The sequence below is a fragment of the Brenneria sp. L4-2C genome (assembly GCF_040240335.1).
Taxonomy (GTDB): domain Bacteria; phylum Pseudomonadota; class Gammaproteobacteria; order Enterobacterales; family Enterobacteriaceae; genus Brenneria.
Window position 1 is genome coordinate 760,246 of record NZ_JBEIAC010000001.1, and the last position, 13,974, is coordinate 774,219.

14 protein-coding genes are annotated in these 13,974 nt (G+C 52.7%); 4 read left to right on the forward strand and 10 right to left on the reverse strand.

Annotation, left to right across the window (positions count from 1 at the left end):
* Position 1: 1 nt before the first annotated feature.
* Positions 2-1,594 (forward strand): microcin C ABC transporter ATP-binding protein YejF, encoded by a 1,593-nt coding sequence (gene yejF, locus ABRZ26_RS03545; RefSeq protein WP_319602838.1) that lies wholly within the window; start codon positions 2-4, stop codon positions 1,592-1,594.
* Positions 1,595-1,703: 109 nt separating this feature from the next.
* Here the strand turns inward: yejF and ABRZ26_RS03550 are convergent, their stop codons facing one another.
* The 3 genes from ABRZ26_RS03550 to rsuA all read right to left on the reverse strand — a co-directional run bounded on the left by ABRZ26_RS03550 (position 1,704) and on the right by rsuA (position 4,469).
* Positions 1,704-2,048, reverse strand: coding sequence for a YejG family protein (locus tag ABRZ26_RS03550; RefSeq protein ID WP_319602839.1), 345 nt, complete (start codon positions 2,046-2,048; stop codon positions 1,704-1,706).
* A gap of 516 nt (positions 2,049-2,564) precedes the next feature.
* Positions 2,565-3,755 carry a Bcr/CflA family multidrug efflux MFS transporter gene (locus ABRZ26_RS03555; protein WP_319602840.1) on the reverse strand — a complete coding sequence of 397 codons (1,191 nt, stop codon included), beginning with the start codon at positions 3,753-3,755 and terminating at the stop codon, positions 2,565-2,567.
* Between the two features lie 15 nt (positions 3,756-3,770).
* Complete coding sequence (gene rsuA, locus ABRZ26_RS03560) at positions 3,771-4,469, reverse strand: 16S rRNA pseudouridine(516) synthase RsuA (RefSeq protein ID WP_319602841.1); 699 nt, start codon at positions 4,467-4,469, stop codon at positions 3,771-3,773.
* Positions 4,470-4,804: 335 nt separating this feature from the next.
* Here rsuA and ABRZ26_RS03565 point away from each other — a divergent pair, with 335 nt between their 5' ends.
* From ABRZ26_RS03565 to rplY, 3 genes are all read left to right on the forward strand, one after another.
* Positions 4,805-5,044, forward strand: coding sequence for a YecH family metal-binding protein (locus ABRZ26_RS03565; protein ID WP_319602842.1), 240 nt, complete (start codon positions 4,805-4,807; stop codon positions 5,042-5,044).
* 4 nt (positions 5,045-5,048) lie between these two features.
* The gene (gene radD / locus ABRZ26_RS03570; protein WP_319602843.1) at positions 5,049-6,809 is read left to right on the forward strand and encodes a DNA repair helicase RadD; all 1,761 of its coding nucleotides are present in this window, start codon (positions 5,049-5,051) and stop codon (positions 6,807-6,809) included.
* Positions 6,810-6,945: 136 nt separating this feature from the next.
* Positions 6,946-7,230: a 50S ribosomal protein L25 gene (rplY, locus tag ABRZ26_RS03575; RefSeq protein ID WP_319602844.1), complete on the forward strand. Its 285-nt coding sequence runs from the start codon at positions 6,946-6,948 to the stop codon at positions 7,228-7,230.
* A gap of 69 nt (positions 7,231-7,299) precedes the next feature.
* Here rplY and phoH read toward each other — a convergent pair whose 3' ends face one another.
* The 7 genes from phoH to ABRZ26_RS03610 form a co-directional block, all read right to left on the reverse strand.
* Positions 7,300-8,088, reverse strand: a complete 789-nt coding sequence (gene phoH / locus ABRZ26_RS03580) for a phosphate starvation-inducible protein PhoH (protein WP_319602845.1) — start codon at positions 8,086-8,088, stop codon at positions 7,300-7,302.
* Between the two features lie 622 nt (positions 8,089-8,710).
* Positions 8,711-9,223, reverse strand: coding sequence for a flagella biosynthesis regulatory protein FliZ (fliZ, locus tag ABRZ26_RS03585; RefSeq protein WP_319602846.1), 513 nt, complete (start codon positions 9,221-9,223; stop codon positions 8,711-8,713).
* A gap of 52 nt (positions 9,224-9,275) precedes the next feature.
* A complete protein-coding gene (locus ABRZ26_RS03590) occupies positions 9,276-9,998 on the reverse strand; it encodes an RNA polymerase sigma factor FliA (protein ID WP_319602847.1) in 723 nt (240 codons plus the stop codon).
* A gap of 241 nt (positions 9,999-10,239) precedes the next feature.
* Positions 10,240-11,937, reverse strand: a complete 1,698-nt coding sequence (locus tag ABRZ26_RS03595; protein ID WP_319602848.1) for a thiamine pyrophosphate-binding protein — start codon at positions 11,935-11,937, stop codon at positions 10,240-10,242.
* Positions 11,938-12,207: 270 nt separating this feature from the next.
* A complete protein-coding gene (locus tag ABRZ26_RS03600; RefSeq protein WP_319602849.1) occupies positions 12,208-13,155 on the reverse strand; it encodes an Rpn family recombination-promoting nuclease/putative transposase in 948 nt (315 codons plus the stop codon).
* Positions 13,156-13,304: 149 nt separating this feature from the next.
* A complete protein-coding gene (locus tag ABRZ26_RS03605; protein ID WP_319602850.1) occupies positions 13,305-13,616 on the reverse strand; it encodes a CcdB family protein in 312 nt (103 codons plus the stop codon).
* The gene (locus tag ABRZ26_RS03610) at positions 13,616-13,858 is read right to left on the reverse strand and encodes a type II toxin-antitoxin system CcdA family antitoxin (protein ID WP_319602851.1); all 243 of its coding nucleotides are present in this window, start codon (positions 13,856-13,858) and stop codon (positions 13,616-13,618) included. The genes ABRZ26_RS03605 and ABRZ26_RS03610 overlap by 1 nt, the downstream gene beginning before the upstream one ends.
* Between the last annotated feature and the right edge of the window lie 116 nt (positions 13,859-13,974).

Sequence of the window (13,974 nt, forward strand, 5' to 3'; positions counted from 1 at the left end):
TATGACAACTTCACCATTACTACAAATTGAAAACCTCAGCATCGCCTTTCGCAGCGGAGAGAGCGAACAGCGGGTCGTCGACCAAATCTCGCTTGCCGTTAATGCGGGCGAAACGCTGGCGCTGGTGGGGGAATCGGGATCGGGAAAAAGCGTGACCGCCCTCTCCATCCTGCGCTTGTTGCCGTCGCCCCCCGTTGTCTATCCACAGGGCGATATCCTGTTTGCCGGTCAATCGCTGCTGCATGCGGATGAAAAAACGCTGCGTCAGATCCGCGGCGATCGCATCGCGATGATTTTTCAGGAACCGATGGTGTCGCTCAATCCGTTGCAAAGCATCGAAAAACAGCTGATTGAAGTGCTGGCGCTGCACCGCGGCATGCATAATGACGTCGCCCGCAGCGAGGTTGTCGCCTGTCTGGATCGCGTGGGCATTCGGCAGGCAAAAAGCCGGTTGAAGGATTTCCCCCACCAGCTTTCCGGCGGAGAGCGCCAGCGGGTAATGATTGCCATGGCGCTGCTGACGCAACCCGACCTGCTGATCGCCGATGAACCCACCACCGCGCTGGATGTTACCGTACAGGCGCAAATACTGACGTTGTTGGATGAACTGAAACAGGAATTAGGCATGAGCCTGCTGTTCATCACGCACAACCTGAATATTGTGCGCCGGCTGGCGGATAACGTTGCCGTCATGAAGTCCGGCCAACGCGTGGAATACAACACCTGCGCCCAATTATTCCACGCGCCGCAGCATCCTTATACGCGTCAGTTGCTGGATGCCGAACCTGCCGGCGAGCCGATACCGCTCACCAGCGATATCCAGCCCCTTTTGCGCGTTGAACAATTACAGATCGCCTTCCCGGTCAAACGCGGGTTGCTGCAACGCGCGGTCGATGAAAAAAAGGTGGTTAAAAACATCAGCTTTAGCCTGCGTCGCGGTGAAAGTCTGGGTTTAGTCGGCGAGTCGGGTTCTGGGAAAAGCACAACCGGCCTGGCGCTGTTGCGGTTACTGCGTTCACGCGGAGAAATCTGGTTCGATAATCAACCCTTGCATGAATTTACCCGCAAGCAGATGTTGCCCTTCCGCCGCCGGATCCAGGTGGTGTTCCAGGATCCCAACTCGTCGTTGAATCCACGACTGAATGCCGAGCAGATTATCGCCGAAGGGCTGACCGTACATCAGAAATTGACGCCTCAGGCGCGGGAGCAACGCGTGATTGAAGCGATGCAGGAAGTGGGATTGGATCCGGCCACTCGCCATCGTTATCCGTCCGAATTCTCAGGCGGACAACGCCAGCGTATTGCGATTGCCCGGGCGCTGATTCTGCAACCCGAACTGCTTATCCTCGATGAGCCGACATCGTCATTGGACAGAACGGTGCAGGCGCAGATCCTGGCATTGTTGAAATCGCTGCAACAAAAGCACCAACTGGCTTACTTGTTTATCAGTCACGATCTCCAGGTGGTGCGGGCGTTATGCCATCAGGTGATTGTATTAAGACAGGGCGAAGTGGTGGAGCAAGGGGATTGTCAGACCGTGTTTACGCATCCATCGCAGGCGTATACGCAAGAACTGTTGCAGTTATCACATTGAAAATAAAACAAAATTCATCAAAATCTTAACAGTTGACCGTTGCCGGTTTGCTCAATGATTCGGCGACATGCATAGGAAAGCGCGGCAACGTCGGCATCGGCGTTGCTGCTTAAAACGGATATTGTGCGGAAACCGGCTCGGCAATCGCTACGCCGATATTCTTTAAACGGCACATGGCGGTGCTTTCATCATTACGGTGTAGAAACAAGCAAGGTTCGCCTTCCCACTCCAAAACAGAACTCTCGACCTGAATCTCATTCAAAGATTGGTTCAATTGGCGCATGACCTGCCATGCATCATCACCGTCATGGCTCAATAATTTCAAACCAATCAGATTATTGTCCTCATCCCTGCCACTCAGCGGAATGGGCTCAACGTTTATACCTGCAAACCCCGATAACCAGCGGTAACTTTGCGGCAAACGATGCACTACCGAAAGTTGGAAACTATTCACTACTGTTTTCCTTCAGGTTAATCCTTACTGTGAATTCACAAAAAAATAACATTTATCATAGTAGCCCCAACGCCCGCGCTTTTACCACTTTTCTAGCGAAAAAAAGCCATACGGTGACTCATCGCTATCTGCCGTGATAAATCCCCGTCTCCTGAATTCTGCCGGCGCGTTGGCCGATCAAATTCGTTCCTGAAGAATCAGACGCCTTGCCGCACCACGATAACGGTGGGTATATAAGAACAATTAATGTCGGGACTGTTATAAATTACTATTCTTTATCAGGCTATATGTAACTCTTTTCATGTAATATCTCAACTCATTTCTCTCCTTTTATTCACTTTTGTTTTATATATTTTACATGAATAGAACAAATATGCGCATCAACCATCGCGCTCAGTGAGCCCGGCGGCGGAGTGGCGAGATGTCTGGTTATTTCGATGCCGCCGCCGGCTTTCACTGGCGAAGCAGCGTTACGGAAATATTGCTTTCACATGAGGAAACCCGCCGTCGCGGATATCAGGCTTTACCCGGTCGGCTGGCGTACAGGTATGCCAGAAGCGCGCCCATTGAACATACCGCCATGGAAATGGCCATCGGCCAGGCGCTGGTAAACGCCATCATCGATAGAATACTCCCGGTTATCGCGCCAAAACCGAAACGCAGCGTCCCCGCCAACGACGATGCGGTCCCCGCCATATGAGGGAACTCATCCAGAATCACCGCCATCGCATTGGATCCCACCATGGCCGTACAACCGACAAAGATGGCGACGCCAAGCACCAACGCGGGAAAACCCAGATCAAATGCGCACACCAGCAGCAGAAATATTCCCATCGAAAACTGGATCGTCAACCCGATGCGAAACAGAATGACCGCCCCCAGACGCCGGACATTTCGGCTGTTGAATAACGTCATCAGAACCAGGAAAACAATGTTCAGGGCAAAGTAATAACCAAAATTCTGCGGGGAAACGCCGTGCAGATTGATATAGACAAACGGCCCGGCGCTGAGGAAAGAAAACATGCCGCAGAAAGAGAGTCCCCCGGCCACCATGTAGCTAAAAACCCGCTTGTGGCGAAAAAGACTGACAAAATTACCGACCGTCGTTCGCAGATGGAACTTTTGTCGCCTTGCCGGCGGCAGCGTTTCCTGGATAAAGAAGAAGACCAGCGCCGTCGCCAATAAGGCGGCGCCCGACATTGCCCAGAAAATCGCATGCCAGCTAAACCACACCAACAGCGCGCCGCCTAAAATCGGCGCGACCAGCGGCGCCACGGTCATCACCAGTATGACAAACGACATCATGCGGGAAAAATCATCTTTCGTGAACATATCACGCATCAAGGCGTTGATCACCACGGCCGCCGCAGCCGCCGCCATACCGTGCAGAAAGCGCATATAAATCAGTTGATCGATACTCTGCGCCAATGCACAGGCCGCGCCCGCAATCGCGAAAATCAGCGTCCCGCCCAGAATGACCGGTTTACGCCCCAGGCTGTCGGCCATCGGCCCATAGAACATCTGACCAAGAGAAAAGCCCAATACATACGCACTGAGCGTCATCTGGACACGGCCGGCCTCAACGCCGAATTCCGTCGCAATGGTCGGCAACGCCGGCAAATACATATCAATCGCCAGCGGCATGAGCATCGAGATCAGGCCGAGGATAAAAATCAACCCGATATAGGAAGGCTGGTTCTGTTGCACAGAGGAGGCTCCTGGTTACCGCCCGATACTCGCGACTTCCTGACTGCTTAGCGCCCGATATTCACCCGGCGCTAACTCGCTGTCCAGACAAATGGCGCCGATACGCTCACGATGTAACTGCACGACCCGGTTACCGACCGCAGCAAACATCCTTTTCACCTGATGATAGCGCCCTTCGCTGATAGTCAGACGCACCTGATATTCCGTTATTTTCTCCAGCGTCGCCGGTTTGGTTAAATGCTTCTCGCCATGCAGCTGCACGCCGGCGGCAAACTGCCCGGCGGTATCGTCGCTTAAAGGCTGCTCCAACGTCACCAGATACGTCTTCTCGCAGTGATGTTTAGGGGAGGTAATGCGATGCGACCACTGGCCGTCGTCAGTCAACAGCACCAGCCCCGTGGTATCAATATCCAGCCGCCCCGCCGCATGCAGCTTATGCGCGACCGGCACATCCATAAAATACAGGATGGTCGGATGATCGGGATCTTCCGTCGAACACACATAACCCTGCGGTTTATTCAGCATAAAATAACGCGGCCCATTCTGCTGCGCTAACGGGTTGCCATCAAACGCCACCTGATGCTCGGGCAACAGTTTAAAAGAACCGCTTTTTACCACCTCGCCGTCAACGGTCACCCGTTGCGCGCGCAACTCATGAATCACCAGCGAACGGCTGATTGCCAACTGCTGAGATAAAAATTTGTCCAATCGCATTAAAGACCAACTGCCTTTTTAAACCATGAAGCCGACTCACGCAGGACCAGGCGCCAACGCGTCAAGACTCATGAAGATGAAGAAGAGCAGCGTGAACCGCTGCCAGAGCAGCCCAGTATACCGGGGCTTTAGTCGACATCCTAGAATTCACGAATTTTTGTCGTTCCGCAGGCTTTCGCCAGCCACACTGCGGGCGAAAGCCTGCGGAACGACGGGGAAGATCGGCTCGTGACGAATGTTGCAACAGTAATTGCGAATATGGCGCCGGCGTTACTCGCGTTGGCGATTATCACGGGGCATAATAGACGGCGATGATTTCTTTTGAGGGTTAAGGCATGTCTTCTATCCACGGTCATGAAGTCTTGCAGATGATGATCGACTCCGGCGAGTCTTTTACCACTGAACAATTGATTGCCGCTATTGAAAAACGTTTCGGCAGCGCGGCGCGTTTCCATACCTGTTCGGCCACCGACATGACAGCGGCGGCGCTGGTTCAGTTTCTGGCCGATCGCGGCAAATTTATTCCGTCCGAGGCCGGTTTCACCACCAGCGCCAGTAAAATCTGTCAGCACTGAGTCAATGCCCTTTACCTTACGGCCTTACCAACGTGAGGCGGTATCCGCCACGCTCGACTATTTTCGACGCCATGCCCAGCCGGCCGTCATTGTCTTACCGACGGGCGCCGGGAAAAGTTTGGTTATTGCCGAACTAGCCAAACTCGCCCGCGGTCGCGTGCTGGTATTGGCGCATGTCAAAGAGCTGGTGGCGCAAAATCACGCCAAATACTGCGCCTGGGGGCTGGATGCGGACATCTTTGCCGCTGGACTACAGCAACGGAAAAGTCAGGGGAAAGTGGTATTTGGCAGCGTACAGTCCGTCGCGCGCAATCTTGATCGGTTCGAACAATCCTTTTCCTTGCTGATCATCGATGAATGCCATCGCATCAGCGACGACGACGACAGCCAATATCAGCAAATCATCCAGCACTTGCGGCAAACCAATCCTCAACTGCGGTTGTTGGGTCTGACCGCCACCCCTTACCGTCTGGGAAAAGGCTGGATTTATCAATATCACTATCACGGTATGATGCGCGGTGATGAGAACAGCCTGTTTCGCGACTGTATCTATGAACTGCCGCTGCGCTACATGATCAAGCATGGATTTCTGGTGCCGCCAGAACGGCTGGATATGCCGATCGTCAAATATGACTTCAGCAAGCTGGCGGCCAGAAGCAACGGCTTGTTCAGCGAGTCGGAGCTGAATCATGAGTTAAAACATCAGCAGCGGATTACGCCGCACATCGTTAGCCAGATAGTCGACTACGCTCAGACGCGCCGCGGGGTGATGATCTTCGCCGCCACGGTTGAACATGCCCGTGAAATTCATCAGTTGCTGCCTGAAGGCCAGGCGGCGCTGGTCAGTGCCGATACCCCTTCGGCGGAGCGTGACGCGCTGATCGAGGCTTTTAAACAGCAAAAGTTGCATTACCTGGTTAACGTTGCGGTACTGACGACCGGATTTGATGCCCCGCACGTTGACCTGATCGCCATCTTGCGCCCGACGGAATCCGTCAGCCTGTATCAACAAATCGTCGGCCGCGGTTTACGTTTGTTTCCGGGCAAAACATCGTGTTTGATTCTGGATTACGCCGGAAACCCCCACGATCTCTATACGCCCGAGGTCGGCCACAGCAAGCCCCATCGCGACAGCCAGCCGGTGCAGATTTTTTGCCCGCAATGCGGTTTCGCCAATCTGTTTTGGGGGAAAACCACGGAGGACGGCAGCGTGATCGAGCATTACGGCCGACGCTGTCAGGGGTGGGAAACGTTGGACGACGGCCAGCGCCGGCAATGCGACTTTCGCTTTCGTTTCAAAACCTGCCCTCACTGCGGCGCGGAGAACGACATTGCCGCCCGTCGTTGTCACCAGTGTGAAAACGTGCTGGTCGATCCCGATGACATGCTGAAAGCGGCGTTGAAGCTGAAAGACGCGCTGGTGCTGCGCTGTAGCGGCATGAGTCTGACCTCAGGCGGGGATGCCAAAGGAGAATGGCTCAATATCACCTATTATGATGAAGATGGCGCGGACGTCAGCGAACGCTTTCGCCTGCATACGCCCGCACAGCGCCATGTGTTTCAGTTGAACTTCTTGCGTATCCACCAGCGGGCGCCGGGCGTTCCCTTCAACTGGCGACAGGCCGCGGATATTCTGGCCCAGCAACAGCTGCTGCGCGCGCCCGATTTTGTCGTCGCCCGGCGTCAGGGGAAATTCTGGCAGATACGGGAAAAAATATTCGATTATCAGGGCCGCTTTCGCCGGGCGAACGAGCTGCGGGGTTAAGTAATTCGCGGTTTTATTTGCCCGCAGAGCCATATTCCGCTAGAATTCAGCCCGCTTTTGTACCGCAAAAGCTGAATAACCCAACTTGCTGCTGGGTCGCCTGTAGCAGGATTACTTATCTTAAGTAGAGTAAAAAATGATTACTATCAAAGCAGAAGCACGTAAAGATCAGGGTAAGGGTGCGAGCCGCCGCCTGCGTCGCGCTGGTAAATTCCCAGCCATCGTTTATGGTGGAGCGGAAGCGCCGGTTGCTATCGAACTGGATCACGACAGCGTTAAAAACCAGGAACTGAAAGAAGGTTTCTACGGTGAAGTTGTGATTCTGTCTGTCGATGGAAAAGAAACCAAAGTCAAGGTTCAGGCTGTACAGCGTCACCCGTTCAAGCCGAAACTGACTCATATTGACTTCGTTCGCGCTTAATCCCGCGTTGGAGTTAATCCGGGACGCCGGAAAGAAAAACGCCGCTTATGCGGCGTTTTTTGTTAAATATCAGCCATACGCATTAAGCGTGCGCTGACACAATTCCGAACGTACGCAGTCTTGTTTACCGAAAGATACGACGCCGATCATATCATCCTCCGTAAAACGCTCCAGCGCGTCACGCAATCCGGATTTAACCCCTGAAGGCAGATCGCACTGGGTGACATCGCCATTCACGATTACCGTCACATTTTCCCCCAGACGGGTAAGAAACATCTTCATCTGGTTAACCGTTACGTTCTGAGCTTCATCCAGAATCACGACCGCATTTTCAAACGTCCGACCGCGCATATAAGCAAACGGCGCGATTTCCACTTTGGCGATTTCCGGTCGTAAACAATACTGCATGAACGATGCGCCTAATCGCCGTAGCAGCACGTCATACACCGGGCGGAAATAAGGCGCAAACTTCTCGGCGATATCTCCGGGTAAAAAGCCTAAATCTTCATCGGCCTGTAATACCGGCCTGGTCACGATAATACGATCAACCTCTTTATGAATAAGCGCTTCCGCCGCTTTGGCCGCACTCAGAAACGTTTTGCCGCACCCTGCTTCGCCGGTGGCAAAGATTAACTGTTTATTCTCTATTGCAGACAAGTAATGCTCCTGGGCGGTGGTTCTGGCTTCAATAACGGAGGTATCGCGGTTTTCCCGCGCCATCCCTATCGATTCAATCCCACCCATTTGAACCAGAGAAGTGACCGATTCTTCCTCACGCTGACGATGACTGCGCGACTCGCGCCGAATAACGCGTTTCGCTTCACGACGTGCTTTGATCACTGCTTTTTGTCTTCCCATAGTGGCACCTTACAGTTTGTTTCACTTACCGCACTGCCTGGCAGCGCGTGACGTTTCACTCACAAACGAGGTTGGCTTCCTTATTAAGCCGATGACGAACAGAATAGATAACGTACAGGCCGGCTTCATATAAAAACCGGTTGGCGGAATAATGGACGGGGCGTAAACAGACCGGACGGACAAGAAGAGAAAATGAGGTTAACGATGAATGACACAGTGTAGAAAATGGGCGGCGAGGACATCCCTCGCTTCGGCGAGTCAGCAAACCAGCATTTCGCTTTTGACTATTTAGTCCCAAACAGGACACTACCATCCGCGTTCCTCACTGTGACAACAACTATTCCAATGAATAATGATTGACCGTATTAAGAACCACTGTTAATCATCTGACTAAAAATTAGTGCCGAATGATTTCAGTAGTATGACAGTGCAATACTTTGCGCCCACTTTGCAAGTTTTTTTTACACTGCCATAACATTTACATATGGCTGAAATGCGTTTATTTCGCGAAGTTGATACGACAGCGGTATTATACCGCTCCCCCGGCGCGACCGACGGAGAAAGCCCCGCCGTTCGGCCATTAGCAGGAAAATCAAGGAGATGACCACCATTAAATGGCTGATTATCGATAATATTTATGCCAATCCAGATACTGGCCATATTTGCGCAGCGCGCTTCTATAGGTATCGGATTCTATATCGGGCAGATAATCATAAATATGCTGCTGTATGTTATCGCTGACAAAATCTTCCTTTGGATAATTTTTCGCCGCCAGCAATTCATCCAGCCGACGCAAGCGAATGACATACTCACGCATCGTACTATGCCTGACTTCCGTCTGATCGATCAGATATTGAGTAAAGGCTTTAATATCAAAATAGATCGTATGCGTATTGCATATTATTTCGCTACAGAAACGGCACAGCGGAATCAGATCCTGTTGCAGACGCTGCCATGTTTCGTCATCAATCAGGCTATCGATAAAACTCATCGATTTTTTATTAACCAACTGATGGCGATATGCCAGCGACACGCGATCCAGTTCTCTATTACAGTGAGAACAATGGGTTTGCTTATGTTTGAAATCTTTCAGATAACGACTGAGGCGTTGTTTCTTCCGAGTTGATTGAAGCATGAATCCATTCCATGACAATATACTGAGATAACATTATTCCCACGCGGTTAAATTAAACATCATTCATTAATTTGACGCGCAGACGCTTTATCGCCTGGCTATGCAACTGACTGACCCGTGACTCCCCTACTTCCAGAACCGCGCCGATCTCTTTTAAATTCAGCTCTTCCTGATAGTAAAGCGTTAACACCAGCTTCTCGCGCTCAGGCAGGTTTTCTATCGCCTCCATCACCCGATGGCGTAAATTACCCTCCATCAGTTGATGCAAGGGATTGGCGTCTTCACTGCCTTCCAACAACGCTTCCGCGCTATCGCCATGTTCTTCACGCCATTCATCGTAAGAAAAAAGCTGGCTATTATTGGTATCCAGCAATATCTGACGATATTCTTCCAGCGTAATATTCAGGAATTGCGCAACCTCCGGCTCTGTTGGAGCACGGCCAAGCTGCTGTTCAGCCTGTTGCATCGCTTGTGCCACTTCCCGCGCATTACGCCGCACGCTGCGTGGGGCCCAATCGCGGCTGCGTAACTCATCCAGCATCGCGCCCCGAATACGTTGCACGGCATAGGTGGTAAACGCCGTACCTTGCAGCGAATCATAACGTTCGACGGCGCTAAGCAAGCCGATACCACCGGCCTGCAACAGATCGTCGAGTTCGACGCTCGCGGGGAGACGAACCTGTAGCCGTAAAGCTTCATGGCGGACTAAAGGGACATAGCGCTTCCACAACGCGCTTTTATCCATTGTGCCTTCGGCGGTATACAGATCGCTCACAGTGACAAATACCTACGATAATTATGTTATCGACACTATTATGCTTTTGATGAGGGTAGCCAATTGCCTGAATAGGGATGTAAAAGAGGGGTTATTTAAGATACGAGAAACATATCGGATGGTGAAAGGCGGCGTATATCGTCCGCCCTGTTTATTGATGCGATGGCGCGGCTTCCCTGTGGTGAAGATACGACGCCCACGAACGGAGTCGTTCCTCATCCACAAGCGAGGCGAATTTCAGTCACTCCTCTGCGAGCACGATTTCGATCAGATTTGCCCGACCGGAATGAATGCCCGCCTCCACCGCCGGCGCGATATCGCCGGCGCGGGTGATGCGTCTGGCGTTTACGCCCATCGAACGGGCCAGCGCCTGATAATCAATCTCGGGATTGACTAAATCCATGGCGATAAACTTCTCGGTTTGAGCCGCCAGGTAATGCTGCTGGCCGCGCATGAAATTTTTCAGCACATTATATTGCCGGTTATTCATGACGATAAAGGTGACGGGAAGGTTCTCATGCGCCGCCGTCCACAGCGACTGAGGCGAATAAAGCGCGGCGCCGTCTCCCACCAGCGAAACGACCGGCGTACGTCCCAGGCCAAGAGAACAGCCGACCGCCGCCGGCATGCCCCAGCCCAGCGCCCCGCCTCTTAAAAAGGAATATTGCTCATACGAAGGACTGTGCAAAAACTGACGCACCGCGGAAGACGTGACGATCGCTTCATCGACAATGGCCACATCGTGTCCGATAACCCGCATCACTTCTCGGGCCGCCACCAGCGGTGAAATAATCCCCGCCGTAAAATCATTTTCGGCCTGCGCGCATAGCGTATTTCTGTTCGTCTCGCGTTGTCTTCGCAATGCGTCGCTGTTGGCGTCTCTGTTCGCGCGGGTCGGCTGCGTGCATTCGGCCAAGATCGGCAACAATGCCTCAAGCGAGGCGCGCAAATGACCAACCAACGAAAGGCGCGTGGGATAAGTTCTGCCGAGATCGCCCACGTCGGACGACAACTGATAAACCGCACAGTTGTCCGGCACGGCGGATGACGAGGTGTACAGAATGGAAATCAGCGATTTGCCGCCCAGCGCGAAAATCGCATCATAGTTACTGAGCACGTCCGCAATCGCCGCGGCCTGAGTGGGCATATTTCCCGCCCACAGCGGATGCGACGTCGGAAACGGAATCCGCGACGGCCAGGAAGAACCGTACACCGGCGCGCCCAGCATCTCGGCCAACTCGACGGCCTGCGGCGCCGCCTGACTGCTGTACAGCTCATCGCCGGCGATAATCGCCAACCGTCCGGGCGGAATATGCGCCAGTTCCTTAGCCAACGGCTCCAGCGATGAGGCCACGCTATGCGTATCAATCACCGAGCGCGACAGCAACGGCGTATCGCTCATCTCCTCCATAACGTTCATCGGCAGCGACAGCATTACCGGCCCCGGCGGCGGCGCCACCACGTCGTGAAACGCGCGTCGCAATAAGACCGGCAACTGCGCGGGATGCGATACTTCCTGCGCCCACTTGACCGCTGGCTGAGCCAACTGCACCAGATCGCCGAACAATAACGGATCGGTAATGGCGTGGCGCAGATCCTGCTGACCGGCCGTCACGACCAGCGGCGTATGGGAAATCTTGGCGTTGAGCAAATTACCCATGCCGTGTCCCAGACCGCCGGCCGTATGCAAATTCAGAAAGCCGGGCTTACGGGCCGCCTGCGCATAACCGTCCGCCATGGCGACCGCGCTTGCCTCCTGCAACGCCAGGATATAGCTGATATCGGGTTTGCCTACCAGCGCATCCATCAGCGGCAGCTCAGTCGTACCCGGATTACCAAAAATATATTCGACCCCTTCGCTGGCCAGTATCTCGAGCAGAATTTCCGCGCCTTTGCGCGCCGGTACCTTATCTATGGATGTGAAAGCACTATCAGTCATAACATACCTCATTCCGTTAAGTGATTATTAGTTAAAAAATCAAACAGCTACGGATTATGGATGACATGATAACGCCGCAGGCGAACAGAGTTCACTCGCTTATTTTGAATTATTGGGAATGAGGGTTTGAGGAATATCTCCCCGGCGATTTAAAGATCGCATCGTGCGATGGTATGGCAACGCGTCCCTGTGGTGGTTGCCGACTACCGTGACGGCTCGGCAATCTGAAGGCAGCGGTATGGTAGAAGTGTGGAGGCGCTTTGCAGAAAATTATTCGTCGGCGACTGACATCGCCGTCTGCATATCGTCATCGGACAGATCGGTCATTTGCTGCACCTGCTGCGGCGGCATACCGTTTTTCAGCATCTGGCGGGCGATGCGTAATGCGCTGGCTCTCATGCCTTGCTCCAGGCCTTGCTCCAGACCTTCAGCCAGCCACTTTTCCTTTCCCTGCTGAAGCCCTTTCTCAAAACCTTCACGTTTCAGTTGGTTCGCGATGGTTTCCATATTTTCCTCCCGTGCGCCGGTTAAAGGTTCGGTTACCCCATCAATAAAGGCCCGATAATCGGATGTCCGCCCCATATGGGCAATATAAAACATCAACGCCCGCTGCTGCGTCAAGGGCAGTGTCCACATTTCCATCAACATGCCGATATCCCGCGCCAGCTCCAGCATATCCCGCGTGCGAATATGTTTCAGCACCAGTTCCAGCAAGGCGGCCCGACGATGGGTTTTAATTTCCTCATCCGGGGTGACCGTCAAGTCCAGCAACGGGAACGCCGTGGTGTAGATCTGCCGCGCCAGCACCTGATCGGTAAAGCCATCCAGCCAGTTCAGGCTATACGGATACGGGCGGCGATCGCCGTGATAAAACAGCAGCGGCACGACCAGCGGCAGGGTTTTATGCCCTTGCGACAGATGCTGCTGCATCGCCGCCAAACTGTAGCGCAGCAATCGAAACGCCATCAAGCGATCCGGCGAACTCTGGTGCTCGATCACGCAATAAATGTAACCTCGACCTGCCGACGTTCGGCAAGAATAAAGCATATCCGACACCCGCGAGCGCAACTCTTCATCCACAAACGAGGCCGACTCCCGTTGCAGCGTCGTGAAGTCACAATGTTGCCGGATTTCCGGCGGCAGATGGATAGAAAGGAAATCGCGCGCGATTTCGGTATCGCTGAGAAACTGTTTAAAGATCGCATCGTGCGATGGCATGGCGCCGCGTCCCTGTGGTGATGGTTGCCGATTAGCTTAGCGGGTTATCTTTTACAGGGAAGCGGTAGGATATGAAGTGTGGAAGCGCTGCGCAGAAAATGATTCTGCCGGGTTGTTCTACACGGCATCATTGATGCTTGCCAGCAATCTTAGATCCCCGTAATCAGTAAATCCAAGGCACTGATAATTTCATTTCTAATCGACACGGCATTGGCAACAGGAGTCTGTTTGAAATCCTTGTCTAATACGCTGGTCATCAGATCAGTGACTACCACATACGGTTTCCCCTGTAGAGTAATCACAGGATGTAATCCTCTGATCGGCGATATGTTTTTAATATCCGTCATGGGAATGACCACACGACTGGTCAATGCATTGAAAAGATCATTTTGTATGTCAATATAGTAAGGATAAAAGTCCTTACCCTTGCCGTGATTACGGTAAACATCAAACTGTGCCATCAAAGCACTCCGTGACCGTCAGAAAATAACCCGGCCGCTTCTACAAACGCATTATGAGACTCAAAAGCCTCTTTATTTTCAGCAATAAATTTTTGGCGACGATGCTGACGCAATCTTTCTTTGAGCGATTCCTCAAGCAAAGAGGAAAGATTGATACCACAGGCTTTGGCTTCAGACAGAAGCGCTGCATTCACGGTAACATTTGCTCTCTTTTTAGCCGTTGAACTATTGATACCACTCATACACACTCCCAATACGTATCATCAATGCGATCGTTTATGACACAGTCAATGCGTCTTTTCAAGGGATCAGGTGAAGAGTTCAGGCAAACAGACAGGTTCTCTTGTGGAGAAATCTA

Excerpts from the sequence above, each read along its gene's own strand:
- yejF (WP_319602838.1), top strand. The coding sequence starts at position 2 with ATGACAACTTCACCATTACTACAAATTGAAAACCTCAGCATCGCCTTT.
- rsuA (WP_319602841.1), bottom strand. The coding sequence starts at position 4,469 with ATGCGATTGGACAAATTTTTATCTCAGCAGTTGGCAATCAGCCGTTCG.
- ABRZ26_RS03565 (WP_319602842.1), top strand. The coding sequence starts at position 4,805 with ATGTCTTCTATCCACGGTCATGAAGTCTTGCAGATGATGATCGACTCC.
- radD (WP_319602843.1), top strand. The coding sequence starts at position 5,049 with ATGCCCTTTACCTTACGGCCTTACCAACGTGAGGCGGTATCCGCCACG.
- rplY (WP_319602844.1), top strand. The coding sequence starts at position 6,946 with ATGATTACTATCAAAGCAGAAGCACGTAAAGATCAGGGTAAGGGTGCG.
- phoH (WP_319602845.1), bottom strand. The coding sequence starts at position 8,088 with ATGGGAAGACAAAAAGCAGTGATCAAAGCACGTCGTGAAGCGAAACGC.
- fliZ (WP_319602846.1), bottom strand. The coding sequence starts at position 9,223 with ATGCTTCAATCAACTCGGAAGAAACAACGCCTCAGTCGTTATCTGAAA.
- ABRZ26_RS03595 (WP_319602848.1), bottom strand. The coding sequence starts at position 11,937 with ATGACTGATAGTGCTTTCACATCCATAGATAAGGTACCGGCGCGCAAA.
- ABRZ26_RS03600 (WP_319602849.1), bottom strand. The coding sequence starts at position 13,155 with ATGCCATCGCACGATGCGATCTTTAAACAGTTTCTCAGCGATACCGAA.
- ABRZ26_RS03605 (WP_319602850.1), bottom strand. The coding sequence starts at position 13,616 with ATGGCACAGTTTGATGTTTACCGTAATCACGGCAAGGGTAAGGACTTT.
- ABRZ26_RS03610 (WP_319602851.1), bottom strand. The coding sequence starts at position 13,858 with ATGAGTGGTATCAATAGTTCAACGGCTAAAAAGAGAGCAAATGTTACC.